Annotated in this window: 22 protein-coding genes; 10 read left to right on the top strand and 12 right to left on the bottom strand. The window is 64.1% G+C overall.

Translation table 11 applies throughout. From position 1 onward, the window contains the following. Nucleotide 1: 1 nt before the first annotated feature. From ABLE85_RS02640 to ABLE85_RS02630, 3 genes are read right to left on the bottom strand one after another with little or no spacing between them, the layout of a single operon-like run. The gene (locus ABLE85_RS02640; RefSeq protein WP_348791120.1) at nucleotides 2-379 is read right to left on the bottom strand and encodes a Na+/H+ antiporter subunit C; all 378 of its coding nucleotides are present in this window, start codon (nucleotides 377-379) and stop codon (nucleotides 2-4) included. Continuing rightward, complete coding sequence (locus ABLE85_RS02635) at nucleotides 379-798, bottom strand: Na(+)/H(+) antiporter subunit B (RefSeq protein ID WP_348791119.1); 420 nt, start codon at nucleotides 796-798, stop codon at nucleotides 379-381. The genes ABLE85_RS02640 and ABLE85_RS02635 overlap by 1 nt, the downstream gene beginning before the upstream one ends. A gap of 1 nt (nucleotide 799) precedes the next feature. After that, nucleotides 800-3,133 (bottom strand): putative monovalent cation/H+ antiporter subunit A, encoded by a 2,334-nt coding sequence (locus ABLE85_RS02630; RefSeq protein ID WP_348791446.1) that lies wholly within the window; start codon nucleotides 3,131-3,133, stop codon nucleotides 800-802. 308 nt (nucleotides 3,134-3,441) lie between these two features. Here ABLE85_RS02630 and ABLE85_RS02625 point away from each other — a divergent pair, with 308 nt between their 5' ends. Beyond that, nucleotides 3,442-5,559 (top strand): S9 family peptidase, encoded by a 2,118-nt coding sequence (locus tag ABLE85_RS02625; protein ID WP_348791118.1) that lies wholly within the window; start codon nucleotides 3,442-3,444, stop codon nucleotides 5,557-5,559. Between the two features lie 50 nt (nucleotides 5,560-5,609). Here the strand turns inward: ABLE85_RS02625 and ABLE85_RS02620 are convergent, their stop codons facing one another. The 4 genes from ABLE85_RS02620 to ABLE85_RS02605 form a co-directional block, all read right to left on the bottom strand. Then, on the bottom strand, nucleotides 5,610-6,569 hold the full coding sequence (locus ABLE85_RS02620; RefSeq protein WP_348791117.1) for a cytochrome c: 960 nt from the start codon (nucleotides 6,567-6,569) through the stop codon (nucleotides 5,610-5,612). Between the two features lie 9 nt (nucleotides 6,570-6,578). Continuing rightward, entirely contained in the window at nucleotides 6,579-7,019 is a 441-nt protein-coding gene (locus ABLE85_RS02615) for a cytochrome c (RefSeq protein ID WP_348791116.1), read from the bottom strand. A 160-nt stretch (nucleotides 7,020-7,179) separates the two neighbouring features. Continuing rightward, the gene (locus ABLE85_RS02610) at nucleotides 7,180-7,776 is read right to left on the bottom strand and encodes a superoxide dismutase (protein ID WP_348791115.1); all 597 of its coding nucleotides are present in this window, start codon (nucleotides 7,774-7,776) and stop codon (nucleotides 7,180-7,182) included. Nucleotides 7,777-7,945: 169 nt separating this feature from the next. After that, nucleotides 7,946-8,824 (bottom strand): branched-chain amino acid aminotransferase, encoded by an 879-nt coding sequence (locus ABLE85_RS02605; protein WP_348791114.1) that lies wholly within the window; start codon nucleotides 8,822-8,824, stop codon nucleotides 7,946-7,948. Between the two features lie 152 nt (nucleotides 8,825-8,976). Here ABLE85_RS02605 and ABLE85_RS02600 point away from each other — a divergent pair, with 152 nt between their 5' ends. Then, nucleotides 8,977-9,645, top strand: coding sequence for a haloacid dehalogenase type II (locus ABLE85_RS02600; protein WP_348791113.1), 669 nt, complete (start codon nucleotides 8,977-8,979; stop codon nucleotides 9,643-9,645). Between the two features lie 197 nt (nucleotides 9,646-9,842). Next, on the top strand, nucleotides 9,843-10,580 hold the full coding sequence (locus ABLE85_RS02595) for a L,D-transpeptidase (RefSeq protein WP_348791112.1): 738 nt from the start codon (nucleotides 9,843-9,845) through the stop codon (nucleotides 10,578-10,580). 79 nt (nucleotides 10,581-10,659) lie between these two features. Here ABLE85_RS02595 and ABLE85_RS02590 read toward each other — a convergent pair whose 3' ends face one another. After that, nucleotides 10,660-12,171, bottom strand: a complete 1,512-nt coding sequence (locus tag ABLE85_RS02590; protein WP_348791111.1) for a helicase HerA-like C-terminal domain-containing protein — start codon at nucleotides 12,169-12,171, stop codon at nucleotides 10,660-10,662. A 247-nt stretch (nucleotides 12,172-12,418) separates the two neighbouring features. Here ABLE85_RS02590 and ABLE85_RS02585 point away from each other — a divergent pair, with 247 nt between their 5' ends. Both ABLE85_RS02585 and scpA read left to right on the top strand, forming a co-directional pair. Next, the gene (locus ABLE85_RS02585) at nucleotides 12,419-13,861 is read left to right on the top strand and encodes a methylmalonyl-CoA mutase subunit beta (RefSeq protein ID WP_348791110.1); all 1,443 of its coding nucleotides are present in this window, start codon (nucleotides 12,419-12,421) and stop codon (nucleotides 13,859-13,861) included. Further along, entirely contained in the window at nucleotides 13,858-15,984 is a 2,127-nt protein-coding gene (scpA, locus tag ABLE85_RS02580) for a methylmalonyl-CoA mutase (RefSeq protein ID WP_348791109.1), read from the top strand. The genes ABLE85_RS02585 and scpA overlap by 4 nt, the downstream gene beginning before the upstream one ends. Before the next feature lie 43 nt (nucleotides 15,985-16,027). Here the strand turns inward: scpA and greA are convergent, their stop codons facing one another. From greA to ABLE85_RS02560, 4 genes are all read right to left on the bottom strand, one after another. Beyond that, complete coding sequence (greA, locus tag ABLE85_RS02575; RefSeq protein WP_348791108.1) at nucleotides 16,028-16,501, bottom strand: transcription elongation factor GreA; 474 nt, start codon at nucleotides 16,499-16,501, stop codon at nucleotides 16,028-16,030. Nucleotides 16,502-16,670: 169 nt separating this feature from the next. Next, nucleotides 16,671-17,165, bottom strand: coding sequence for a hypothetical protein (locus tag ABLE85_RS02570; protein WP_348791107.1), 495 nt, complete (start codon nucleotides 17,163-17,165; stop codon nucleotides 16,671-16,673). 37 nt (nucleotides 17,166-17,202) lie between these two features. Then, entirely contained in the window at nucleotides 17,203-17,931 is a 729-nt protein-coding gene (locus ABLE85_RS02565; protein WP_348791106.1) for an SDR family NAD(P)-dependent oxidoreductase, read from the bottom strand. After that, nucleotides 17,928-19,094 carry an acetyl-CoA acetyltransferase gene (locus ABLE85_RS02560; protein WP_348791105.1) on the bottom strand — a complete coding sequence of 389 codons (1,167 nt, stop codon included), beginning with the start codon at nucleotides 19,092-19,094 and terminating at the stop codon, nucleotides 17,928-17,930. Before ABLE85_RS02560 ends, ABLE85_RS02565 begins: the two co-directional genes overlap by 4 nt. 186 nt (nucleotides 19,095-19,280) lie before the next feature. Between ABLE85_RS02560 and betI the strand changes: the two genes are divergently transcribed. From betI to betB, 5 genes are read left to right on the top strand one after another with little or no spacing between them, the layout of a single operon-like run. Further along, entirely contained in the window at nucleotides 19,281-19,874 is a 594-nt protein-coding gene (betI, locus tag ABLE85_RS02555; protein ID WP_348791104.1) for a transcriptional regulator BetI, read from the top strand. Then, complete coding sequence (betC, locus tag ABLE85_RS02550; protein ID WP_348791103.1) at nucleotides 19,871-21,397, top strand: choline-sulfatase; 1,527 nt, start codon at nucleotides 19,871-19,873, stop codon at nucleotides 21,395-21,397. The genes betI and betC overlap by 4 nt, the downstream gene beginning before the upstream one ends. After that, on the top strand, nucleotides 21,397-22,398 hold the full coding sequence (locus tag ABLE85_RS02545; RefSeq protein ID WP_348791102.1) for a threonine/serine dehydratase: 1,002 nt from the start codon (nucleotides 21,397-21,399) through the stop codon (nucleotides 22,396-22,398). The genes betC and ABLE85_RS02545 overlap by 1 nt, the downstream gene beginning before the upstream one ends. Next, on the top strand, nucleotides 22,391-24,043 hold the full coding sequence (gene betA / locus ABLE85_RS02540) for a choline dehydrogenase (protein WP_348791101.1): 1,653 nt from the start codon (nucleotides 22,391-22,393) through the stop codon (nucleotides 24,041-24,043). The genes ABLE85_RS02545 and betA overlap by 8 nt, the downstream gene beginning before the upstream one ends. 42 nt (nucleotides 24,044-24,085) lie before the next feature. Continuing rightward, nucleotides 24,086-25,549: a betaine-aldehyde dehydrogenase gene (gene betB / locus ABLE85_RS02535; RefSeq protein WP_348791100.1), complete on the top strand. Its 1,464-nt coding sequence runs from the start codon at nucleotides 24,086-24,088 to the stop codon at nucleotides 25,547-25,549. The last annotated feature ends 36 nt before the right edge of the window (nucleotides 25,550-25,585 follow it).

The following is a 25,585-nucleotide window of genomic DNA, read 5'->3' as shown; positions in this document are numbered from 1 at the left end:
GTCAGTACCCCAGCGGCGGAAGGGGCTCGCCCTTCGGTTCGGCCACGCGCATGCCGTCGGTGTCGTCGGTGCCGATCTCCTGGTAGGCGCGGTAGGCCAGCACCAGCAGAAAGGCGAAGAAGGAGAAGGAGATCACGATCGCCGTCAGGATCAGGGCCTGCGGCAGCGGGTTGGCCACCGGCCCGACAATCGTCTCCAGGCCGTGCGGGATGATCGGCGGCGCCGTACGCTCGATCCGTCCAGCGGTGAAGATCAGCAGGTTCACCGCATTGCCGAAGATCGCGATGCCCAGCAGGATGCGGATCACATGCTTGGACAGCATCAGGTAGATGCCGACCGCAAAGAACAAGCCGACGAGGATTGAGAGAACCATCTCCATCAGCCGTCCTCCCTTTCCTCGAGCGACAGCGCGACGGAGGTGATCGCGCCCACCACGACGAGATAGACCCCGATGTCGAAGAACATGACGGTCGAGAAATCCACCTTCACGCCCAGGAAGCTCACGGAAGTCCAGAGCCCTGTCAGGAACGGCACCCGGAACACGTAGGACAGCATGCCGGCAAGCGCGGCCAGCAGCAGTCCGAAACCGGAGATCGCCATGGGATGAAAATACATCGAGCGTCGCACCGCATGCACACCGTGCGCGATACCCAAAATCGCGAAAGCCGATGCCGCGATCAGGCCGCCGATGAAGCCGCCTCCCGGTTCGTTGTGGCCGCGCAGCAGCACGAAGACCGAGAACAGCAGCATCAGGCTGGTCAGATAAGGCGCGGCGGTGCGGAAGATCAGCGTACGCATGTCAGGCGTTCTCCTTCCTGCGCGCCGGCCGCCGTTCGTTCCTCGACCGGATGCGGATCAGCGCCAGGATCGACAGTCCGGCGATCATCACCACCGAGATTTCTCCGAGCGTGTCCAGTCCGCGGAAATCGACGATGATGACGTTCACGACATTACGGCCATGCGCGATCACCAGCGAATTTTTCTCGAAGAATTTGGTCAGCGTCTCATCGAAGGGAAACTGGGTGACCTTGAGCAGCAGCAGTCCCAGCGCCGCGCCGCAGGCTCCCGCAATCGTCGTGTCCAGCAGCTTGCGCCCGATCGGCCGGTGATCGGATACGGACAACCGCAGCCGTGTCATCACCAGGGCGAGGATCACCACCGAGAGCGTCTCCACCATGAACTGTGTGAAGGAGAGGTCCGGCGCGCCCATCAGCATGAACAGCAGCGCCACCGCGAAGCCCTGGATGCCGAGCGACACGATAGCGGTCAGCCGGTCCTTCGCATAGACGACCGCGCCCAAGCCGATGACGCCGATGATCATGACCGTGACTTCGTAGAACCAGGGATCCGGCAGGCCCGATATGGTCGGCAACTCGTCGAACACCACCATCGGCATCAGAATCGACAGCGCGACGGCGATGAAGGTGACGGTCATGTAGACGTCGAGCCGGCCATTCTGGACGATCCTGGTCACGCCGGCCGAGAAGCGGACAAGCCCCCGCATGACCTGATCGAAGCCGCGGTCGGGGCCCCAGCCGATTGCCTCCAGCAGCGAGGCGACGGCGCCGCGCAGTCTGGCCTGCCCGAAATAGGCCGCAACGCCAAGCGCTACCGTTATGCCGGACAAAAGCAGTGGCAATTCCAGATGCGGGACTGTCGAGACGTCCACCGTCAGCGACTGCCCAGCGATGGCGCTGGCCATCGGCGAGGAAAACAGGCGATGCGCCACGGCCGAGAAAATCCCGGCTGCGAGGCCGCCGATCGCCAGGACGAGCGGACCGGTCAACAGCAGCATCGCCCCTTCATGTGTCCGCCTGGGCACTTTCACCGTCGGCCCGACGAACGGCTTCAGCCCCACGGCGAAGGCGATGGCGAACATCAGCGCGTTGCCGGCAATCGCGACGAGTGCGGCAATGCTCGCCCAGGCGCCGCCGACCGCGAGGGCCGCATAAATTTCCTCCTTGGCGAGGAAGCCGAAGAACAGCGGCAAACCGCCCATGGAAAGCGCCGCCAGCAGACCCGCGACGAATGTGGCCGGCATCGCGTGACGCAGCCCGCTCAGCGCGCCGATATTGCGCGTTCCCGTCTCATGGTCGATCAGTCCGGCAACCATGAACAGCGCGCCTTTGAACATGGAATGCGCGATCAGGTAGAGCACTGCGGCCTCGATGGCCCTGTCGGAGCCGAAGCCCGTCAGCATCACCAGCATGCCGAGCGAAGCGACGGTGGTGTAGGCCAGCATCAGCTTCAGATCGGTCTGGCGGATGGCCAGCAGGGTTCCGACCAGAAGGGTAGCGCCACCGAACAGCGGCAGCACCGTCTCCCAGGCAAGCGTGTCGCCCATCACCGGATTGAGCCGCATCAGCAGATATACGCCTGCCTTCACCATGGTCGCGGAGTGCAGATAGGCCGACACCGGCGTCGGCGCCTCCATGGCGTTGGGCAGCCAGAAATGGAACGGAAACTGCGCCGACTTGGTGAAGGCGCCGCCAAGCACCAGCACGAACGCCGCCAGGTAGAACGGGCTGCCGCGCAGGGCGTCGCCCGCCGCAAGCAGGCCGGACAGTTCGGTTTGGCCGGTCGCGATCCATATCAGTATCAAGCCCGCCAGCAGAGAAATGCCGCCCAACCCGGTCACGATCAGCGCCTGCACCGCGGCGCGGCGCGCGGGCTCCCGCCGATGATCGAAGCCGATCAGCAGGAATGAGGTCAGCGACGTCAGTTCCCAGAACACGAACAGCATCAGGAACGAGTCGGACACGACCAGTCCCTGCATCGCTCCCATGAACATCAGGATGAAAGAGAAGAACCGGCCCTGATGCTCATTGCCTTTCAGATACCCGCCGGAAAAGAGCACGATCAGCGTGCCGATCCCGGCAATCAACAGGGCGAAGGTCAGAGACAGCCCGTCGAGATACCAGGAAAAGCGCACGCCCAGGCTGGGTATCCACTCCAGCCCGCCGCGCACCGGCACGCCGCCAGCAACATCGCCAAGCATCCCTGCGAAATGCGAAAAGATCCAAAGCGGCGCCAGAGACAGAACCCATGCGGCATTGTGCTTCAGGAGTCGCGTCAGAATGGGCGCCAGCAAAGCGGCCAGAAACGGCAGTATCAGCGCAAAGAAAGTCAGCAGCTGTTCCCCCGTTTCCTGTTCCGTTGCCCTTTGCGGGCTTATTCTCGAGCTGTCGGCAAAACTTGTTAGCGCTCAAATAAACGGGTGCTTCTCTGGGGGCAAGAGCTTCGTGGGCGCCGTCCACTGTGTCGCACCAAGTGGCGCCGCCGGGTAACGATGCGGAACCTTCTTGCGAGCAGCAGCACAACTGGCGGCCCGTGAATGATGTGCCTGACACGATTCCAATCCGGCGGCGGAAACAAGCTCTTGAACCGCAGGCCAGTGGCGTGTTCACTCGTCGTTCGAGTAATCCATTCTAGCGAGACGCAATGACCCGTACCGGCATATTCCCCCAGATAAATGCACCGCAGACCGATGAACGACCCGTGGAAGACACCCGGCACGGTATCACGCGCGTCGACGAATTCGCCTGGCTGCGGGCGGAAAACTGGCAGGAGGTGTTTCGCGATCCGACCACGCTCGATCCCGCCATCCGCGACCATCTCAACGCCGAGAATGTCTACCAGACGGCGCTGATGGCCGACACGGAAGAGCTGCAGAAGCGTCTGTTCAACGAGATGAAGGGGCGCATCAAGGAAGACGATTCCTCCGTTCCCATGAAGGACGGGCCCTATGCCTATGGCTCCTCCTACAAGAAGGGTGGCCAGCAGCCGCGCTTTTTCCGCATCCCTCGCGACGGCGGCGAAGAGCAGATCATACTCGACGGCGATGCCGAGGCTGAGGGCAAGGCCTATTTCCACCTGGGCGGCCTCGATCATTCCTCAGACCACAAGCGCCTGCTGTGGGCCTTCGACGACATGGGCTCCGAATTCTACAAGCTCCATGTGCGCGATCTGGCGACCGGCGAGGACCTGCCTGACCAAATCGGCGACACCGGCGGCTCCGGCGTCTGGAACGCAGGCAATGACGGCTTCTTCTACACGCGGCTGGACCAGAACCACCGCCCGTCGAAAGTGTTCTTCCACGCGCTCGGCACAGACGCAGCCGAAGACCGCCTGGTATTCGAGGAAACCAACCCCGGCTTCTTCATGAGCGTCGGCGGCTCGCGGCGGAAGGACTGGATTTTCATCAACATCAACGACCACGAGACCTCGGAATACCGGCTGCTCAGCATGGCCGATCCGCTGGCCGAGCCGATGCTCGTGGCCGCGCGCGAGACCGGGATTCAGTACGATCTGGAGGAAGGCGGCGACGTGTTCTTCGTCCTGACCAATGCCGACGGCGCCAAGGACTTCAAGATCATGACGGCGCCGGTTTCCGATCCTCGCCGCGAGAACTGGAAGGAGCTGGTGCCGCACGAGCCTGGGCGCCTCATCCTTTCCGTGCTTGGCTTCCAGGACTTCATGGTGCGCCTGGAGCGCAAGGAGGGCCTGCCGCGCATCGTCATCCACGACCGCAAGACCGGCGAAGAACACCTGATCTCGTTCGAGGAAGAGGCATATTCGCTCGGCCTTGGCGGCTCCTACGAATACGACACGGACGTCATCCGCTTCTCCTATTCGTCGATGACCACGCCCACCCAGCTCTTCGACTACAACATGCGCACGCGTGAGCGCGTGTTGCTGAAGACGCAGGAAGTGCCCTCTGGCCACGACCCGGACCATTACGTCACGCGCCGCCTGATGGCGCCCGCGCATGACGGCGAACTGGTGCCGATCTCTCTGATCTACCATCGCGACACGCCGCTCGACGGCTCCGCGCCGTGCCTGCTCTATGGCTACGGCTCCTACGGCATCACCATCCCGGCCTCCTTCAACACCAACTGCCTGTCGCTGGCCGATCGCGGCCTCGTCTATGCCATCGCGCATGTCCGCGGCGGCAAGGACAAGGGCTATGCCTGGTACGAAGACGGCAAGCGCGCCAAGAAGACCAACACCTTCCTCGACTTCATCGCCGCCGCGCATCACCTGGTTGCGGAGCGCTACACTTCCTACGAACGCATCGTCGCCGAAGGCGGTTCGGCCGGCGGCATGCTGATGGGGGCGATTGCCAACATGGCACCGGAAGTGTTTGGCGGCGGCATCATCGCCGAGGTGCCCTTCGTGGATGTGCTGACGACGATGCTGGACGACACGCTGCCCCTCACCCCGCCGGAGTGGCCGGAATGGGGCAATCCCATCGCCTCGGAGGCCGACTACAAGACCATTTCGGCCTATTCGCCTTACGACAATATCGAGGCGAAGGACTATCCGCCGATCCTGGCAGTCGCCGGCCTCACCGACCCCCGCGTCACCTACTGGGAGCCGGCCAAATGGGTGGCCAAGCTTCGCAAGCTGAAGACGGATCACAACCCGGTGCTGTTCAAGATCAACATGGACGCGGGCCATGCCGGCGCGTCCGGCCGTTTCTCCCGGCTGGAGGAGATCGCCTATACCTACGCTTTCGCGCTGAAGGTCACGGACAAGGCATCGGCCGAGCCGGCCTGATCGGCTGAACGGAGCGGCGCGCTGCCTCTGGCCGGGTGCGCGCCGCCTCCCTATTCGGTCACCGCTTGTTGCGTCTTCCGCGGTGGAAAGCCGTTGGGGTGCGGCGGTACCGCCTTCAGATAGGCGGCGATCGCCGCGCGATCTTCCGCCGTCAGCCTGGCCATATTCTTCTGCACCTCGACCATCGAGCCGCCGACCGAATCATAGTCGGGCGTAAAGCCAGTCTCCAGATAATTGGCGATGTCGTCCTCCGACCACCCGCCGATACCGCCCTCGCCCGAAGTGATGTTGGGTACGATGCCATCGCCTTCGGCGGCAGTGGCGCCGGCCAGCCACTGGCTTGCTCTTGCCGCACCGCTGAATTCGCGCGGCGTGTGGCATTCGCCGCAATGTCCCGGTCCTTCGACCAGATAGCGGCCGAGCATGGCCGGCTCGGGCGCCGCTTCATCAAGCGTCACCACAGGTTCGGTCGTCAGATAAAGCCGCTTCCAGAGGCCCACGCCGCGCCGGATGTTGAACGGAAAGCTCAGCGAATGGTCGGGCGTCTTGCCCGAAACCGCCGGCAGCGTCTTCATGAAGACGTAGAGGTCGGCCACATCGGCCGGCTTCATGCGTGCATAGGAGGTGTAGGGAAAGGCCGGATAGAGATGCTGCCCGGACGGCGAAACGCCCCGGATCACCGCGTTGGCGAAGTCCTCGGCCGACCAGGCGCCGATGCCGTCGTTTTCGTCTTGGGAGATGTTCGGAGCGACGAAGGTGCCGAACGGCGTCTTCAGTTCGAGCCCTCCAGCGAGTTCCAGCTTGGCGTCGCCCTCGGCATTCGGCCGGGCGTGGCAGGAAGCGCATCCCCCTGCCCAGAAAATGCGCTCGCCTTTGGCGGCATCTCCCGTCCCCAGCCCAGCAAGCTCCTCCGGTTCGAGCCGGACCGGCGCGGTCAGGAACCAGAACGTGGCACCGCCGACCGCGCACAGCGCGACCGCACCGGAAGCCAGTCTTGCAACGATCCCCATCGGCCGGTGTCAGCCCTTCTTGAGGCGGAAGCTCTCGTGGCAGGAGCCGCAATTCTGCGAGACCTTGCCGAATTCGGCCTTCAAGGCACCCACATCCGCCGGCGCCGCGGCCACCGCGGCAGCGGTGTCAGCCTTGAACTTGTCGACCGCCTTCTGGAAGCCGGGCATGTCTTTCCAGATCTTCGGCGAAGCTGTCGTATCGCCACCCGTTTCGCTTCCTTGCGGGAACAGCGCCGCGACATCGATCTGCTGCGCTTCTTCGTTCAGCGTCTTCAGTGCGGCCAGCACGAACTCGGCGTCGAAGGGCTTCTCGCCCTTGGCGATCGCGGCGATGCTTTTGAGCGCCTTGCCGTTCGCCTTCATGATCGCCTGGCGCTGGGCAATCGGGTCGGCCATTACCGCCGAGCTGGCGAATGCGAGCATGGAAACGGCGAGTACGAGCTTTCTCATCGATGTCCTCCGGGTGATTTGGCTGTGTGGAAACCCCACCGGCAAATTGAACGAAAACGTTCTGACATGCTCTTCACGCTTTCGTTATCCGCGCAGGCCAAGTGCGGCTGCCCAAAAAGAAAAACCCCGGCCAGGCCGGGGTTTTCCGCAACGAAAGGGCTCAGGCCTTTTCGTAAAGTTCGAGGACATGGTCCCAGTTGATCAGGTTGTCGACGAAGGCCTCGAGATACTTCGGGCGCAGGTTGCGATAGTCGATGTAGTAGGAGTGCTCCCACACGTCGACGCCGAGGATCGGGGTCGCGCCGTGCACCAGCGGGTTCTCGCCGTTCGGGGTCTTGGAGATTTCGAGCTTGCCGTTCTTCACCGAAACCCAGGCCCAGCCCGAGCCGAACTGCGTGACGCCGGCATTGATGAAATCGGCCTTGAACTTGTCGTAGCCGCCCAGGTCGCTGTCGAACGCCTTCTGCAGCGCTGCCGGCAGCTTGTTGCCGCCGCCGCCCTTCTTCATCCACTTCCAGAAGTGGACGTGGTTGTAGTGCTGGGCAGCGTTGTTGAAGAGGCCGGCATTCTTGCCGAACGACTGCTTGACGACTTCCTCCAGCGACAAGTTTTCCATGCCGGCTTCGGCGGCAAGCTTGTTACCGTTGTCGACATAAGCCTTGTGGTGCTTGTCGTGGTGGTACTCGAGCGTCTCCTTGGACATGAAGGGCTGCAGGGCCTCGTAGTCATAGGGCAAAGCGGGCAGTTCAAAAGCCATTGGTCATACTCCCTCGTTGGCAATTATGGTGCTTGTCTATCGGCTTGGATTTTACCGCACAGACATAAGGTGAAATCGTTTCCGAACAACCCCGTGTTCGATGTTCGACCCCTTCTAGATCATCATCGCGAAAAGTGGCAGCGTGTTTCCTGCAAAAAGCTGCGGGGGCTCAACTGACGGGCGTCGAATGCGCCCAGTCCCAATACAGCTCCCGCGCCTTCTTGGCCACCGGGCCCGGCTGCATGACGCGATCCTCGATCTTGGTCACCGGCACGACCTTGGAATGGTTGCCGGTCGAGAAGATTTCGTCAGCTTCCAGGAAATCACGCACCATCAGAGCTTTTTCGGTGGTTTGGAAGCCGTAGTCGGCAAGCAGCGAAATGGTTCGCGAACGGGTAATGCCGGCCAGGAAGGTCCCGTTCGCGGCCGGCGTGAAGACGTGGCCGTCCTTGACCAGGAATATGTTCGACGAGCCCGTCTCTGCGACATTGCCCAGCATGTCGAGCACCAGCGCGTTGTCGAAGCCGCGCATCTTGGCCTCGAGAATCGCGCGAGCGTTGTTCGGATAGAGGCAACCCGCCTTGGCGTTGGTGGGCATGGTTTCGATCGTCGGGCGGCGGAAAGGCGACAACGTCACCGAAAAGCCGGAAGGCGGCAGCATCGGCGCTTCATAAAGGCACAGGCAGAACCGCGTCGAGGCGGGATCGGCGGGCACGCCCATGTAGCCGCCATGCTCGGCCCAATACATAGGGCGGACGTAGACCGCGGTCTTGCCATCGAATTTTTTCAGGCCTTTCCAGGTGAGCCCGATGATCTCTTCTGCGCTCGTCGTGGGCTTCAGCCCCAGCGAGATCGCCGAGGCGTTAACGCGGGCCGAATGCAGGTCGAGATCCGGCGCGACGCCCTCGAACCAGCGTGCGCCGTCGAAGACGCTCGTTCCCAGCCACATGGCATGGCTGCGCGGGCCGAGAAGGGCGACGTTGCCCTCGTACCAATCGCCGTCGACATAGGTCCAGGTCTTCGTCTGCGCTGCCGCTGAAAGTGACATGGGTATCTCGTCTTCCTCTGCGTTAGCCACCATGGAAGACGCTTTGGCCGCCTCCGTCAACCACGCACTGCGGAAACGTTTGATGCCAGCGGTTCGGCGCAATAGGGTGAGATTCGTTGTGCTTGTGGCAAACAGGTTGAGCGAGAGGATCGATGCGCCACCCAGCCTATGTCTTCGATGCCTATGGCACTTTGTTTGATGTGCATGCGGCAGTGCGCCGCCATGCCGGCGCGATCGGCCCCGACGGTCAGCTCCTGTCGGAGATATGGCGGGCAAAGCAGCTCGAATACTCCTGGGTGCGCTCGCTCATGGGAGCCTATCTCGACTTCTGGCAGTTGACCGAACAGGCGCTGGATTTCGCCTTCCGCAAGGTTCCGTCCGCCGACCGCAGCCTGCGGCAGGACCTGCTCGACGCCTACTGGCAGCTCGATTGCTATCCCGAAGTGCCGGCGGTGCTGAAGGCCCTCAAGGCCGAAGGCGCCCGCATCGCCATCCTGTCGAACGGCTCGCCGGCAATGCTGGAGGCGGCAGTCCGGTCGGCGGCCCTCGACCAGGTCCTGGACGACGTCTTCTCGGTCGACGCGGTGCGCAAATTCAAGGCCCATCCATCCGTCTACGAGATGGTCAGCACCGGCTGGCGGCTCTATCCGGATGCAATCTCCTTCCAGTCGTCCAACCGCTGGGATGTGGCCGGCGCAACCCGCTTCGGCTTTCGCACAGTCTGGATCAACCGGACCAACCAGCCGGACGAATATCTCGACCTTCAGCCGGGTCTGATCCTGCCTTCTCTGGAGGGGCTTTTGCCCGACAACCGGCCTTAGGGTGAGTGGCCGAATTACCACATTCGGCCTAGGGTCACACCTTTGCCTTCCTTTCTTCACGCCATCGCCGGATTCAAATTCCTCTAATCGCGCCCAATTAGAGGGGGGGAGTGAAACCAGTGGCGCCCTCAAGCGTTCACGGATTTTTGCGATGTCCGCGGGTATCCCCCGCGGCATCAAGACCAAAAAGGGCATTCATGACTGATTCGCTTTTCTCCCCCCGCATCAACCGTCGCGGATTTCTCGGCGTAGCGGCCGTTGGAGCCGCCTCCTTTGCCGTCTCCGCCTGCAGCACGGTATCGCGATCGAACTACGTCGACGGCGGTCCGTCGATGACCCCGCAGATAAGCGTCGACCCCGCATTCGGCGACTATGCCACCATCTACGGCCCCACGATCGATGAGGGCTATGAGCTGCCCGCCATTCCGATCAAGAAAATGGACAAGCGCTTCCTGCGCCAGATCGTGCAGGACCCGACCGGCGAGCGTCCCGGCACGATCGTGGTCGATACGACGAACCACTTCCTCTACCTCGTGCGCGAGGGCGGCGAGGCGATCCGCTACGGCGTGGGCCTTGGTCGCGCCGGTTTCGAATGGTCGGGCCGCGCCGTCATCCAGTGGAAGCGCAAGTGGCCGACCTGGACGCCTCCGGACGAAATGATCGGCCGTCAGCCGGAGCTTGCCAAATACAGCGCCCGCAACGGCGGCATGCAGCCGGGCCTCACGAACCCGCTCGGCGCGCGCGCCCTCTACATCTTCAAGGACGGCCAGGACACGCTGTATCGTCTGCACGGCTCGCCGGAATGGTTCTCCATCGGCAAGTCTGTCTCGTCGGGCTGCGTGCGCCTGATGAACCAGGACATCATCGACCTCTTCGATCGCGTCCCCAACAAGACGCCGATCCTGGTGACGGGAAGCGTCGGCGGCGTGGCCTGAGCCACGCCTCCTCGTCCTTTTCGAAAGCGAACAGTCTGCCGGCTCCACGATACGATCGCGGTGCCGGCCCGCTCCCTTCCTATTTCCGCAATATGCCGAGAATGCCGCGCACCAGCTCGCGCCCGAGGCTCGAGCCCACCGAGCGCACTACCGACTTGACCGCCGCTTCCGTCACTGTCTGACGGTTGGACGGGCGTGGCTGACCGGAACGCCCCCCGCTCGGGCCGTTGCCGAAGTCGGGCAACGTCCAGCCCCCGTTCTTCTCCACCTCACCCTGCTGCCCGCCTTGGCCGGCCCGCTTCTGCAATATCTCGAAAGCCGATTCGCGGTCGATCATCTGGTCGTACTGACCTGCGACGGGGCTTGCATTCATCACGCGCCGCCGCTCCTCCGGCGTCAGCGGACCGATCCGCGAAGACGGTGGCCGGATGAGCGTCCGCTGCACCATCGAAGGGATGCCCTTCTCTTCCAGCGTGGACACAAGCGCCTCGCCCGTGCCGAGATTGGTTATGGCCTGGAAGGTATTGAAATCCGGATTGGGCCGGAACGTGTCGGCGGCGGTCTTCACCGCATTGGTTTCGCGAGGCGTATAGGCGCGCAGCGCATGCTGGATGCGATTGCCCAGTTGCGCCAGAACCGTCTCGGGCACGTCTAGCGGGTTCTGCGTGACGAAATACACGCCGACGCCCTTGGAGCGGATCAGGCGTACCACCTGCTCGACACGTTCGAGCAGCGCCTTCGGCGCTTCGTTGAAAAGCAGATGCGCTTCGTCAAAGAAGAAGACGAGGCGCGGCCGCTCCGGGTCGCCGATCTCCGGAAGCTGCTCGAAAAGCTCGGACATGAGCCACAGCAGGAAGGTCGAATAGAGCCGGGGATTGGTCATCAGCTTTTCGGCGGCGAGCACGTTGACCGCGCCGCGACCGTCGCGCGCTGTGCGCATGATGTCGGCGATTCGCAGCGCCGGCTCGCCGAAGAAATTGGCTCCGCCCTGCTGCTCCAGCACCAGCAAAGAGCGCTGGATCGCGCCCACCGAGGCTTTGCTGACGTTACCATATCGCCCCGAAAGCTCTGCGGAACGCGTGGCCATGTGGGCCAGCATCGACTGCAGGTCCTTCAGGTCGAGCAGCAGAAGGCCTTCCTCGTCGGCGATGCGGAAGGCGATGTTGAGGACACCTTCCTGCGCGTCGCTGAGGTTCATCAGCCGCGACAGCAGCAGCGGGCCCATCTCGCTGATCGTGGCCCGGATCGGGTGGCCCTGCTCCCCGAAGAGGTCCCAGAAGATCGCCGGGGTCTCTCGGAGCTCGTAAGGGTCGAGCTTCACCGCCTCCGCACGCTTCAGCAAAAAATCCTTGGCCTCGCCCGGCGCAGCGATACCCGACAGGTCGCCCTTGATATCGGCGCAGAACACCGGCACTCCGGCATTCGAAAATGCTTCAGCCAGCACCTGGAGGGTCACAGTCTTGCCCGTGCCGGTCGCCCCAGTGATCAGGCCGTGGCGGTTGCCGTATTTCAGCAGCAGCTCTTCCGGCCTTTGGTAAGTGTCGTCGGGCTTGCGACTGGCGCCGATGAAAATGCTGTCTTCCTGGACCATATTTCCTCTCGTCTGCGAAAATACGCCGATCGGCTTGCCGGGGCGGCTGCGCCCCACGGCTGCTTCAAGGTATAGTAACGCAGGTGCCACGTCACAACGCCAATCGGAAGAATGACCTGTCCTCACATGCGTGCGGCAGACCTCGTCGCAGGATTGTCGCCGTACCGAACCTGTGTTGCATTGCGGCGGTAGCACTGTAGCCGTAGAGTTAGCCAGCCTGGATGCGGTCAGGTCGAGAGGGACGAGAATGGACACACGAGCCGTCTTCAGCGACGTCGAGTTTCCGGCGAGCAATCGCGAGCAGTGGCTCGCCCTGGCGCAAAAGGCGCTGGCGGGCGCCTCCTTCGAAGAGACGCTGGTCTCGCATACCGATGACGGCATCCGCATCGAGCCGCTCTACGAGCGGGCAGCGGCCCCCGAGTTCCTTGCCAGGCATAACCTCGAATCGCCGTGGATCATGGCCCAGCGAATCGACGACACCGATCCCGCGCGTGCCAACGCACAAGCGCTGGAAGAAATAGAACAGGGAGCGACCGGCCTTGCGCTCGTGTTCGAAGGCGCCCCCAACGCCTATGGCTACGGCCTGCCGGCTTCCGCCGAGGTGCTGGAAGCAGTGCTCGAAGGCGTTGCGCTCAACCGGACCTATCTGCGCATCGACGTGCATCCGTCGAGCCGCGCCATGGCCGACTGGCTGGTGGCGATCCTGACCAAGCGCCGCGTCGACCCGTCCAGACTCAACCTCTCCTTCGGCATCGACCCGGCCGCCATCTTCGCCGGCACCGGGCGGCTGCGCATGTCCATCGAGGCCCTGCAGGCGTCCATGCCGCAATCGCTGGCGCATTTCTTTGCGCTCGGCGTTCCGGGCATGCTCCTGGAGGCCGATGGCCGCGTGCTGCACAATGCCGGCGCCACGGAGGCGCAGGAACTCGGCGTTATGCTGGCTTCAGCCGTCGCGCATCTGCGACTGTTCGAGGAAGCCCGGCAGGCGCTGGTCTACGCTGCCCCGCATATCGGCTTCTCGCTCAGCGTCGACCAGGACCAGTTTCTTTCCATGGCCAAAATCAGGGCGTTGCGAAAACTCTGGGCGCGCGTCCAGCAGAGCTGTTCCATCGCCCCCTCGCCCGCCACGATCCACGCCGAGACCTCTTATCGGATGATGACGCTCAAGGATCCTGAGACCAACATCCTGCGCACCACGCTTGCGGGCTTCGCCGCCGCCACCGGCGGGGCGGATTCGATCTCCATCCTCCCGCACACCATAGCCCACGGCCTGCCTGACGCCTTCGCGCGGCGCGTTGCCCGCAATACCCAGCTCATCATGGCCAGGGAAAGCCATCTCGGCTTCGTTGCCGATCCCGCATCCGGCTCAGGCGGCGTAGAGGCGCTGACGGCGGAGCTTTGCGAAGCAGCGTGGCGCGAATTCCAGAAGATCGAGACGGAAGGCGGCGTGCTGCGCAGCCTGGCCGAGGGACACATCCAGCGACGCGTGCACGGGGCGCGCGACCGCCGTGCGGCGGAGTACCGGGACGGCAAGCGGACGTTGATCGGCACCACCATCTACCCGCTGGCCGCCGAGCCTGAAGTAAAGACCCTCAGTGCCGACCGCCGCCCGGCGCCGACGGACGGCACCGTTTTCTGCGAGCCGTTGCCGGCGGCGCGCCTAGACGAGCTGATCGGAGCCACCGAATGATCCCCGATTTCTCCAAGCTCGATTGGACAGATCCGCGCTCGGATGAGACGAGCGCAAAGGCCGAGATATGGCACACGCCGGAAGGCATCGCCGTAAAACACCGCTACGGCCCGCACGATCTGGCCGACCTGCCCTATCTCGACAGCTATCCCGGCATCGCGCCCTATATCCGCGGTCCCTACCCGACCATGTATGTCCAGCAGCCCTGGACGATCCGGCAATATGCCGGTTTCTCCACGGCAGAGGAATCCAACGCCTTCTACCGCCGCAATCTCGCCGCCGGCCAGAAGGGCCTTTCGGTCGCCTTCGATCTGGCCACCCACCGCGGCTATGACAGCGATCATCCGCGCGTGGCGGGCGACGTCGGCATGGCCGGCGTGGCAATCGATTCCATCCTCGACATGCGCCAGCTTTTTGACGGCATACCGCTCGACAAGATGACCGTGTCGATGACCATGAACGGTGCCGTGCTACCGATCCTGGCGCTCTACATCGTGGCGGCGGAAGAACAGGGCGTTTCGCAGAAACATCTCGCAGGAACCATTCAGAACGACATTCTGAAAGAGTTCACGGTGCGCAACACCTACATCTACCCACCAAAGCCGTCGATGCGGATCATCTCCGACATCTTCTCCTACACTTCGCACCATATGCCGAAGTTCAACTCGATCTCCATTTCCGGCTATCACATGCAGGAAGCGGGAGCGACGGCGGACCTGGAACTCGCCTACACCATCGCCGACGGCATCGAATATGCGCGCGCCGGCGTGGCGGCCGGCCTCGACATCGACAAGTTCGCGCCGCGCCTGTCGTTCTTCTGGGCGATCGGCATGAACTTCTTCATGGAAGTCGCCAAGATGCGCGCCGCCCGTCTGCTCTGGGCGAGCCTGATGCAGAAGAATTTTGAGCCGAAGGACCAGCGCTCGCTGTCGCTGCGCACCCACAGCCAGACCTCGGGCTGGTCACTGACGGCGCAGGACCCCTACAACAACATCATGCGCACCATGATCGAGGCGATGGCGGCGACGCAGGGCCATACCCAGTCGCTGCACACCAATTCCTTCGACGAGGCGCTCGCGCTGCCCACCGACCATTCGGCGCGGATTGCCCGCAACACGCAGTTGATGCTCCAGAAAGAGTCAGGAACGGCCCGCATCATCGATCCCTGGGGCGGCTCGACCTATGTCGAGCGGCTGACGCATGACCTCGCCGCCCGCGCCCTTTCCCACATCGAGGAGGTGGAAAATCTGGGCGGCATGGCGGCCGCCACCGAAAAGGGCATACCCAAGCTGCGCATCGAGGAAGCCGCGGCCCGCACGCAGGCCCGGATCGATTCCGGCGAACGGGCGGTGGTCGGCGTCAACGTCTTCCGGCCGGAGCAGGACATCGAGGTCGACGTGCTCAAGGTCGACAATGCCGAGGTGCGCGCGCGCCAGCTTGCCAAGCTGCAGCAACTCAAGGGCACGCGCGACGTGGCCGCCGTCGAAGGCGCGCTCGACGCGCTGACCAAAGCCGCAAGGGGCAACGAAAACCTGCTCGAATTCGCGATCCGCGCCGCGCGCGCCAAGGCGACCGTCGGCGAAATCTCGCTCGCGCTCGAAAAGGCATTCGGCCGCCACGTCGCGACCGTCCAGACTATTTCCGGCGTCTACCGCGCCGAGATGGGCGAAAACGCCGCCGCCGACCGGGTCCAGCAGTTGGTCGATGCCTTCGAAAAGAAGCACGGTGCCAAGCCGCGCATCCTCGTCGCCAAGATGGGTCAGGACGGGCACGACCGCGGCCAGAAAGTGATCGCCACCGCCTTTGCCGATCTCGGCTTCGACGTCACAGTCGGCGCCATGTTCCAGACGCCGGAGGAGATCGCCAAACTGGCGGTCGACAACGATGTCCATATCGTCGGGGCATCGTCGCTGGCGGCCGGGCATCTGACACTCATTCCCGAGCTGCGCGACGCACTGAAACGGCTCGGCCGCGAGGACATCGTGATCGTCGCCGGCGGCGTCATCCCGCCGCAGGATTACGATGCCGTGCTGGGGTCAGGAGCGTCGGAAATCTTCCCGCCCGGCACGGTCATCCCCGAGGCGGCGGAACGGCTTTTGGAGAGACTGCTCCAGCCGAGCTAGGCGGATTGCTTGTAGATCGGCGCGACGAGTGTTCCGTTTGCGCTTAGCCCGCCTTCAGCTCGACGATCTCCCACTCCTTGCCGCTGACCGTGGCGGCCTCGCCGATGCCCTTGCCGAAAAGCGCCAGCGCCATGGGCGAGACATGCGAAATCATGCCGTGCGAGGGATCGGCCTCGTCCTCTCCCACGATCTTCCAGCTCTTGCGCTGGCCGTCCTCGTTCTCGATCGTCACCGTCATGCCGAAGCGCACCACGTCGCTGTCCGGCCCGGGAACCGACAGCTCCGCCGTCTCGCGCCGCGACGACCAGTATCGCAGGTCGCGTGAAACGAGCGCAAGGCGCTCGCGATTGCCCTCACGTTCGGCTGCGGCAAACTCCTCGCGCAGTGCGGCGAGATTGGCCTCGATCATCGCGAGGCCCTTTTCGGTCACGAGATTGCGATGCTCGCTGACCGGCCGTTCGCCAATGTCGGCGATCGCTTTCTCGCTGTCTTCTTCGCGGGTAAAAGCTCTGCTCATGTATTTAGCTTATGCGCAGGCCGATATTCCTACAAGTCTTCCGCGTATTGTTCCTTCGGATGCTCGCGCATTCCGAGTTAGGCCAAAACGCCTGCGGCGGCGCAGGCTGCATGTGCGATAAGCCTGGCCATGGCCGCCGCTATCGTCACTTCGGCAGTTCCTGGCCGCCCTACTCATTGAACGCGCTTTCCAGAACCGTCCGCAATGTCACTTCCTCGGTCTCGCCGGCGGTCCTTTCGTAGAGGATATCGTCGACCAGCCAGCCTTCGGGCGCGGAGAGCACGGCAAGGCGATCGGTCCAGTCGGCCTCCGGCGAGTGGGGAAACTTGTAGCTCACTTCCACCAGGGTCCGGCCGTCCGCGTCGGTGACTGCTCCCGGCTCGCACACCGGCGCAACGTCGGGATAGGACTGATAGGGAATGCCGTCGCCGAAAGGCGGCTTTTCGTCTGGAACGGCCTTGGCAATGGCGTCGTTGCGGCGTTCCGCCTCCGTGACCGCATCGCGCAGCGACGGCGTCAGCAGGTCGCGGACGCCCGCCTCGTCATCCGCAACCCGCGTCTGGCAAAAGGCCGCGGCAAGCTCTCCGGCGGTCTGGGCGGCCAGGGCGCCGGACACCGAGCCGAAGAGGCAGAAAGCAGCTATGACGATACCATTCAGTCCCATCGCGATCCCCCCGAACTCCGCCTCGACGGAGGCAAACCTAGACTTCGGCCGTCACGCCCGCCGCCAGGAAACCACCATCGACGGCGAGGGTGTGGCCATTGACGAAGCTGGCCTCCGGCGACAGCAGGAACGCGACCGCCGCCGCAATCTCCTCCGGCTCGCCATAGCGCGCCTGCGGCACGCGGCCGACCCACAGCCGCCGCGCTGCGGTCGACTCCCCTGTCTCGGTCGGCCCGGGCGCGACGCAATTGACCCGTACGCCGCGATTGCCCAGTTCCAGCGCCAGCACCTCCGACATCAGCTTCACGCCTGCTTTGGAGGCGCCATAGGCGAGATGGCCGCGATTGGCGCGCATCCCCGAAACCGAAGCGACGTTGACGACGGACAGCCCCTCTCCCATGCGCTCCAACGCGGCCTTGGAGGCGATGAAGGTGCCAACCAGATTGACGTCCAGCAACTCACGCAGCAATTCGGCGCTGGTATCCTCTGCCGCAGCCTCGCGCGAAATCCCCGCCGCATTGACCAGCCCTCCGATCAGCCCGAGCCGATCCACGATCTCGTCGAAGGCCGTTTCCATCTCGTCCTCGTCGGTCACGTCAGCCTGCAGGAAGATGGCGTTGTCGTCCGCGAACTCCTCCTCCGCCGCCATCAGCGCCTGTTCGTCCACGTCGATGATCGCGACGGGCCAGCCGTCGTCCAGAAGCCGGCGTGCAATCGCCATGCCGATACCCGATGCTCCTCCGGTAACGACCGCCGACTGCTTCATCTGATGCGATCCAGGATCGAGACGTAGTTTGCGACGGCCGCGCCGCCCATGTTGAAGATGCCGCCGAGCCTCGCGCCGGGCACCTGAATGCCGCCGGCCTCACCCGTCAGCTGCATGGAAGTCAGCACATGCATCGACACGCCTGTGGCGCCGATCGGATGGCCCTTGGCCTTCAGCCCGCCCGAAGGATTGACCGGCAGCTTGCCGTCCTTGGCGGTGTAGCCTTCCAGCGCCAGCTTTGCGCCCTCGCCGCGCTTGGCCAGACCCATCGCCTCATATTCGATCAGTTCGGCGATGGTGAAGCAGTCATGCGTCTCAACGAAAGACAGGTCGTCCAGCGCCACCCCCGCCTTCTTCAGCGCGCGCGCCCATGCTTGCTCGCACCCCTCGAACAGCAGGATATCGCGCTTGGACATCGGCAGAAAGTCCTGCACATGCTCGTTGGCGCGGAAGGCCACCGCGCGGCGCATCGCCAGCGCGTCCGAGCTGTCCATCAGCACCAGCGCCGCCGCGCCGTCCGACACCAGCGAGCAGTCGGTGCGCTTGAGCGGTCCGGCTACATAAGGATTCTTCTCGCTCTCGGTGCGGCAGAATTCGAAGCCAAAATCCTTGCGCATCTGGGCGTAAGGGTTGTCGACGCCGTTCTTGTGGTTCTTGGCGGCGATCATCGCCAGCGCATCCGACTGGTCGCCATAGCGCTGGAAATAGGCCTGCGCGATCTTGCCGAAGACGCCGGCAAAGCCGGCCGGCGCGTCGCCGTCTTCTGGCAGATAGGAAGCGCGGAGCAGGTTGCGGCCGATTTCAGCCGCAGGCGTCGTCGTCATCTGTTCGGCGCCCACCACCAGCACGACACGTGCTGCCCTGGCATCGATGGCACGGATGCCCTGCCGCACGGCCGCCGAGCCGGTCGCGCACGCGTTTTCCACGCGTGTGGCTGGCTTGAAGCGCAGCCGGTCGTCCGTCTGCAGCACAAGGCCTGCAGTAAAGTCCTGCGCGGAGAAGCCGGCGTTGAAATGGCCAAGCACGATCTCGTCCACGTCGTCGGGCCCGAGGCCGGCGTGTTCCAGCGCTTCCGCCGCGACTTTGGTGATCAGGCTTTCCAGCGTTTCGCCTTCCAGCTTGCCGAAGCGCGAATGCGCCCATCCGACAATGCAAGCAGTCATGGGTGTCTCCATCAGCAAGCCGCATGTTGCGACATTCGGGGCGCGAATCCAATGCCCTGAATCGCCGTTCCACCATGCGGCGCAGTTCCTTCCCGGCAGGGAGCGTCGCAACGGCGGAACGCGATGTCGGGATTTTTATTGATTGACCAGTCAATTAAAAATAATGTCCCGTCTGGAGGAGTTGAAGTGCCCAAAGTCGGAATGGAACCACTGCGCCGCAAGGCGCTGATCGACGCGACGATCTCCGCGATCGGCGAACGCGGCTCTCTCGACGTCACCATGTCGGAGATCGCCGGACGCGCCGGCGTGTCGTCCGCGCTCGCGCATCACTATTTCGGCGCCAAGGACGAGCTTCTGCAGGCAACCATGCGCTATCTGCTCTCGGAGCTCGGCGCGGATCTTCGCGCCGCTCTGCGTGCGACGGCGGGCCCGCACGAGCGCGTGCTCGCCGTCATCGAGGTGAACTTCTCCGACAAGCAGTTCCAGGCCGGCACCATCGCCGCTTGGCTCGCCTTCTATGTGGAGGCGCAGAAGTCGACCGCCGTGCGGCGCCTGCTGCGCGTCTATGCGCGCCGGCTGCATTCGAACCTGATGAGCGGCCTTTGCGTCCTCATGCCCCGCAGCGAGGCCGACCACGTGGCTGAAGCCATCGCGGCCCTGATCGACGGTTTCTACATCCGCCACGCTCTCAAGGACGGCGCGCCCAACGCGGCAAGCGCGGTCGCGGTGATCGAAGACTATCTCGAAACGAAGCTTCTCCGGCAGAAGGCGGACAAATGAGCAGGCGCCCGAACATATTGATCATCATGGTCGACCAGTTGAACGGGACGCTGTTCCCCGACGGCCCGGCCGACTTCCTGCATGCGCCCAACCTCAAGGCGCTCGCCGCCCGCTCGGCCCGCTTCCGCAATAACTATACCGCCTCGCCGCTCTGCGCGCCGGGCCGTGCCTCCTTCATGAGCGGGCAGTTGCCTTCGCGCACCGGGGTCTACGACAACGCTGCCGAGTTCGTATCCTCGATCCCGACCTTCGCGCATCACCTGCGCGCCGCCGGCTATCACACCGCCCTTTCTGGTAAGATGCACTTCGTCGGCCCCGACCAGTTACACGGCTTCGAGGAGCGCCTGACCACCGACATCTACCCGGCCGACTTCGGCTGGACGCCGGACTACCGCAAGCCCGGCGAACGCATCGACTGGTGGTATCATAATCTCGGCTCCGTTACTGGCGCGGGCGTCGCCGAGATCAGCAACCAGATGGAATATGACGACGAAGTCGCCTTCCTCGCCGGGCAGAAGATTTACGAACACGCCCGCGCTTCGGAAGACCCGCAGCGCCGACCCTGGTGCCTGACCGTCTCCTTCACTCATCCGCACGACCCCTATGTCGCCCGCCGCAAATACTGGGACCTCTACGAGGACTGCCCGGCACTGGAGCCGGAGGTCGGCTTCATCCCGAAGGACAAGCAGGATCCGCATTCCCAGCGGCTCTACCTCGCCAGCGACTACGACAGCTTCGACATCACGCCCGAGCAGGTGCGCCGCTCGCGCCGCGGCTATTTCGCCAACATCTCCTATCTGGACGACAAGGTGGGCGAGTTGGTCTCGGTGCTCGAGCGCACCCGCACGCTCGACGATACGATCATCCTGTTCTGCTCCGACCACGGCGACATGCTGGGCGAGCGCGGCCTGTGGTTCAAGATGAATTTCTTCGAGGGCTCGGCGCGCGTGCCGCTGATGGTCGCCGGCAGGGGCATCAACCCCGGCCTGATCGAGGCGCCGACCTCCAACCTCGACATCTGCCCCACCCTCTGCGACCTCGCCGGCATCGACATCGCCGACATCATGCCCTGGACGGACGGCCAGTCGCTGAAGCCTCTGATGGATGGCCAGCCGCGCACCGCGCCGGTGCTCATGGAATACGCCGCCGAGGGCTCCTACGCGCCGCTCGTGGCGATCCGCGAGGGCAGATACAAGTTCGTCCACTGCGAGACCGACCCGCCGCAACTCTTTGATCTGGAATCGGATCCTCTGGAGCGCATCAACCTCGCCGCCGACCCGGCCAATGCCGCGCTGGTCAACGAGTTCATGCAGAAGATCCGCACGCGCTGGGATCTAGCCGCCTTCGATGCTGCCGTGCGCCAGAGCCAGGCCCGTCGCTGGGTGGTCTATCCGGCGCTGCGCAACGGCTCCTACTACCCCTGGGATTTCCAGCCGCTCAGACAGGCCTCCGAGCGCTACATGCGCAACCACATGGACCTCAACGTACTCGAAGAACAGAAACGCTTTCCGCGAGGTGAATGATGACCACGCCTATCGTCCCCACCCTCGACCACCTGAAGCGCGCCTATGCTGTCACCTCGCAAGTGACGCAGCTGACGCCGCTCCTGAAATCGCGCCCGCTGGCGGCGATGTCGGGTGCTGCCCGTGTCTTCGTGAAGCCCGAGTCGCTGCAATGGGCCGGCTCCTTCAAGGTGCGCGGCGCCTATTGGCGCCTGAAGCAGCTTTCGCCCAGTGAAATGGCGCGTGGCGTGGTCGCCTATTCGTCGGGCAATTTCGCGCAAGGGCTCGCCGCCGCCGGCCAGGCGCTCGACATTCCCGTCACCATCGTCATGCCGATCGACGCGCCCGCCGCCAAGCGTGACGCGACGGCCAGCTATGGCGCACGCGTGGTGCTGACCGACCATGGCACGCGTGCCCGCGAAGAAGTCGCTTCCGAGCGTGCCCGCGAAATCGCCAAGGAAGAAGGGCTGGCCCTGCTGCACCCGTTCGACGATACGGAGATCGTCGCGGGCCAGGCCGGCACCGGCCTGGAAGCAATCGACCAGCTGGCCGCCAAGGGCATCAAGGCCGACATCGTGCTCTGCGCGGTGGGCGGCGGCGGGCTGATCGGCGGCGTGGCGCTCGCCTTCCACTACCTCTCGCCTGAGACGCAGGTCATTGCCGTCGAACCCGAAGGTTTCAATGGCATGGGCGCGTCGCTCGCCAAGGGCGCAATCGAAACCGTGCCACTCGTCGCGCCCTCCATCTGCGATGGGCTGATGGCGCGCAAGCCCGGCGAGGCCCCCTTTGCCGCCGTCACCGCCGCCAAGGTGCGCGGCCTTGCGGTCAGCGACGCTTCGGTGCGCCGCGCCATGAAGGTAGCCTTCGAGCGCCTGAAACTCGTGCTCGAACCTTCGGGCGCATCCACCCTGGCCGCCCTTTTGGAAGGCGGCCTCGACCTCGCCGGCAAGACCGTTCTGGTCATCGCCACCGGCGGAAACGTTTCACTGAATGATTACATGAGGCACATTGCCGATGCTTGAAGCAGATTTCGTCATCGTTGGTTCTGGCTCGGCCGGCGCGGCCATGGCCTACCGCTTGTCGGAAGACGGCAAGCATTCGGTCATCGTCATCGAATATGGCGGCTCGGATGTCGGCCCGCTCATCCAGATGCCGTCGGCGCTTTCCATTCCGCTCAACATGCCGCTCTACGACTGGGGCTTTTCCACCGAGCCCGAGCCGCATCTGGGCGGGCGCGTTCTGGCCACCCCGCGTGGCAAGGTGCTGGGCGGCTCCTCCTCCATCAACGGCATGGTCTATGTGCGCGGCCACGCGCGCGATTTCGACCATTGGTCCGAACAGGGCGCCACCGGCTGGGCCTATGCCGATGTCCTCCCCTACTTCAAGCGCATGGAAGACAGCCAGGGTGGCGAGGACGGCTGGCGCGGCAGAGGCGGCCCGCTGCACGTTCAGCGCGGCAGGCGCAAGAACCCGCTCTATGCCGCCTTCATCGAGGCCGGCAAGCAGGCCGGCTTCGAGCTGACCGACGACTACAACGGCTCAAAGCAAGAAGGCTTTGGGCCGATGGAGCAGACCATCCGCGGCGGCCGCCGCTGGTCGACCGCCAACGCCTATCTTCGGCCTGCCCTGAAGCGGCCAAACGTGCGCGTTGTCAAAGGCTTCGCCCGAAAGGTCGTCATCGAGAATCAACGCGCCATCGGCGTCGAGATCGAAGCTCGCAAGAAGATTCAGGTCGTCAAGGTGCGGCGTGAGGTGATCCTCGCCGCATCCTCGATCAACTCGCCCAAGATCCTGATGCTGTCGGGCATCGGCCCCGCGCAGCACCTGAAGGACCATGGCATCGCCGTCGTCGCCGATCGTCCCGGAGTCGGCGCCAACCTGCAGGACCATCTCGAACTCTACATCCAGCAGGAATCGACCCAGCCGATCACGCTGAACTCCGTTCTCAATCCCTTCTCGAAGGCGTTGATCGGTGCACAGTGGATGCTGTTCAAGAGCGGCCTCGGCGCCACCAACCATTTCGAGGCTGCTGCCTTCATACGTTCGGCCGCCGGCGTCGACTATCCCGACATCCAGTACCACTTCATCCCCGCCGCCGTGCGCTATGACGGCAAGTCGGCGGCCAAATCCCACGGCTTCCAGGCCCATGTCGGACCGATGCGCTCCAAGTCGCGCGGGGCGGTGACGCTGCGCTCGCCCGACCCGGCGGACCGGCCGAGGATCCTGTTCAACTATATGTCGCATCCCGACGACTGGACCGACTTCCGCCGCTGCATCCGCCTCACCCGCGAGATCTTCGGCCAGCAGGCCTTCGCTCCCTATCGCGGCAAGGAGATTTCGCCGGGCGGCCATGTGCAGACCGACGCCGAGCTCGACGAATTCATCCGCGACCATGCCGAAAGCGCGCTGCACCCCTGTGGCACCTGCCGCATGGGCCGCGCCGACGATCCGATGGCGGTCGTGGACCCGCACTGCCGGGTCATCGGCGTGGAGGGGTTGCGCGTGGCGGATTCCTCGATCTTCCCGCGCATCACCAACGGCAATCTCAACGCGCCGTCCATCATGACCGGCGAGAAGGCCGCCGACCACATTCTCGGTCGCCAGCCGCTCGCCCCCTCCAACCAGGAACCCTGGATCAATCCGCGCTGGCAGGTCTCGGACCGCTAGGCTAGTGCAGGCAACACCTTGAAAGAAATTCCGGAGTCGACAATGCGCGCTCAACCCAAAGCCTCGCACTACATCAACGGCCGCTTCGTGGAAGACGACAGCGGCGCGCCTCTCCCGGTCATCTATCCCGCGACCGGCGAGACCATCGCCACGCTGCATTCGGCGACGTCCAAAATCGTCGAGCAGGCGATCGAGGCGGCACGCGAGGCCCAGCCCGCATGGGCGCGGCTGAAGCCGGTCGAGCGCGGCCGCATCCTGCGCCGCGCCGCCGACATCTTGCGCGCCCGCAATGAAGAGATCGCCCGCATCGAGACGCTGGACACCGGCAAGGCGATCCAGGAAACGCTGGTGGCCGATCCGGCCTCGGCCGCCGACGCGCTCGAATTCTTCGGCGGCGCCGTCGGCAGCTACAATGGCGACTATGTCGACCTCGGCGGCTCCTTCGCCTACACGCGGCGCGAAGCTCTCGGCATCTGCGTCGGCATCGGCGCCTGGAACTATCCGATCCAGGGCGCGGGCTGGAAGTCCGCGCCGGCGCTCGCCATGGGCAACGCCATGATATTCAAGCCGTCCGAAAACACCCCGCTTTCGGCGCTTGCTCTGGCCGAGATCTACAGTGAGGCCGGCCTGCCCGACGGCCTGTTCAACGTCGTCCAGGGCTACGGCGACGTCGGCGGCGCCCTCGCCTCGCACGAGGCCGTGGCCAAGGTCTCGCTCACAGGCTCGGTGCCCACCGGCAAGAAGGTTCTGTCGCTTGCCGGCTCGCTGATGAAGCACGCCACGATGGAACTCGGCGGCAAGTCGCCGCTGGTCATCTTCGACGACGCCGACGTCGAGAACGCCGTCGGTGGCGCCATGCTGGGCAATTTCTACTCCACCGGCCAGGTCTGTTCCAACGGCACCCGCGTCTTCGTGCAGAAGGGCATCTACGACCGCTTCCTCGACCGGCTCACCCAGCGCACCAAGGCCATCCGCATCGGCGATCCGCTGGACCCCGAAACCCAGATGGGCCCGCTCATCAACAAGGCCCAGCACGAAAAGGTCACCGGCTATGTGGGCATCGGCAAGGCCGAGGGCGCAACCCTGCACCACGGCGGCGGCGTGCCGTCGCTTCAGGGCTTTGAAGGCGGCTTCTTCGTCGAGCCCACGATCTTCACCAACGTGAAGGATGACATGCGCATCGCCCGCGAAGAGATCTTCGGCCCGGTGATGAGCGTGCTGACCTTCGAGGAAGAAGACGAAGTCGTGGCCCGCGCCAATGCCACCGAGTTCGGCCTCTCGGCCGGGGTCTTCACACGCGACCTGCCGCGCGCCCACCGCGTCATTTCCGAACTGCAGGCGGGCAGCTGCTGGATCAACACCTACAATCTGGCGCCGGTGGAAATCCCCTTCGGCGGCTACAAGCAGTCCGGCATCGGGCGGGAAAACGCGCTGGCTGCGCTCGGCCACTATTCCCAGGTCAAGTCGATCTATGTGGAGACCGGCGACGTCGCCAGCCCCTATTGAGGGCTGACACGGGCCAAGACGCGGCTCGCGAATTGA

This window comes from Mesorhizobium sp. KR1-2, from assembly GCF_040045035.1.
Taxonomy (GTDB): domain Bacteria; phylum Pseudomonadota; class Alphaproteobacteria; order Rhizobiales; family Rhizobiaceae; genus Pseudaminobacter.
The sequence above is the reverse complement of the archived record's forward strand: the minus strand, read 5'-3'. Positions and strand labels throughout refer to the sequence as shown.

Excerpts from the sequence above, each read along its gene's own strand:
- ABLE85_RS02585 (WP_348791110.1), top strand. The coding sequence starts at position 12,419 with ATGGACACACGAGCCGTCTTCAGCGACGTCGAGTTTCCGGCGAGCAAT.
- betB (WP_348791100.1), top strand. The coding sequence starts at position 24,086 with ATGCGCGCTCAACCCAAAGCCTCGCACTACATCAACGGCCGCTTCGTG.
- ABLE85_RS02560 (WP_348791105.1), bottom strand. The coding sequence starts at position 19,094 with ATGACTGCTTGCATTGTCGGATGGGCGCATTCGCGCTTCGGCAAGCTG.
- ABLE85_RS02625 (WP_348791118.1), top strand. The coding sequence starts at position 3,442 with ATGACCCGTACCGGCATATTCCCCCAGATAAATGCACCGCAGACCGAT.
- ABLE85_RS02635 (WP_348791119.1), bottom strand. The coding sequence starts at position 798 with ATGCGTACGCTGATCTTCCGCACCGCCGCGCCTTATCTGACCAGCCTG.
- ABLE85_RS02545 (WP_348791102.1), top strand. The coding sequence starts at position 21,397 with ATGACCACGCCTATCGTCCCCACCCTCGACCACCTGAAGCGCGCCTAT.
- ABLE85_RS02565 (WP_348791106.1), bottom strand. The coding sequence starts at position 17,931 with ATGAAGCAGTCGGCGGTCGTTACCGGAGGAGCATCGGGTATCGGCATG.
- ABLE85_RS02615 (WP_348791116.1), bottom strand. The coding sequence starts at position 7,019 with ATGAGAAAGCTCGTACTCGCCGTTTCCATGCTCGCATTCGCCAGCTCG.
- scpA (WP_348791109.1), top strand. The coding sequence starts at position 13,858 with ATGATCCCCGATTTCTCCAAGCTCGATTGGACAGATCCGCGCTCGGAT.
- greA (WP_348791108.1), bottom strand. The coding sequence starts at position 16,501 with ATGAGCAGAGCTTTTACCCGCGAAGAAGACAGCGAGAAAGCGATCGCC.
- ABLE85_RS02610 (WP_348791115.1), bottom strand. The coding sequence starts at position 7,776 with ATGGCTTTTGAACTGCCCGCTTTGCCCTATGACTACGAGGCCCTGCAG.
- ABLE85_RS02570 (WP_348791107.1), bottom strand. The coding sequence starts at position 17,165 with ATGGGACTGAATGGTATCGTCATAGCTGCTTTCTGCCTCTTCGGCTCG.
- ABLE85_RS02590 (WP_348791111.1), bottom strand. The coding sequence starts at position 12,171 with ATGGTCCAGGAAGACAGCATTTTCATCGGCGCCAGTCGCAAGCCCGAC.
- ABLE85_RS02640 (WP_348791120.1), bottom strand. The coding sequence starts at position 379 with ATGGAGATGGTTCTCTCAATCCTCGTCGGCTTGTTCTTTGCGGTCGGC.
- betA (WP_348791101.1), top strand. The coding sequence starts at position 22,391 with ATGCTTGAAGCAGATTTCGTCATCGTTGGTTCTGGCTCGGCCGGCGCG.
- ABLE85_RS02605 (WP_348791114.1), bottom strand. The coding sequence starts at position 8,824 with ATGTCACTTTCAGCGGCAGCGCAGACGAAGACCTGGACCTATGTCGAC.
- ABLE85_RS02595 (WP_348791112.1), top strand. The coding sequence starts at position 9,843 with ATGACTGATTCGCTTTTCTCCCCCCGCATCAACCGTCGCGGATTTCTC.
- betC (WP_348791103.1), top strand. The coding sequence starts at position 19,871 with ATGAGCAGGCGCCCGAACATATTGATCATCATGGTCGACCAGTTGAAC.
- ABLE85_RS02600 (WP_348791113.1), top strand. The coding sequence starts at position 8,977 with ATGCGCCACCCAGCCTATGTCTTCGATGCCTATGGCACTTTGTTTGAT.
- ABLE85_RS02620 (WP_348791117.1), bottom strand. The coding sequence starts at position 6,569 with ATGGGGATCGTTGCAAGACTGGCTTCCGGTGCGGTCGCGCTGTGCGCG.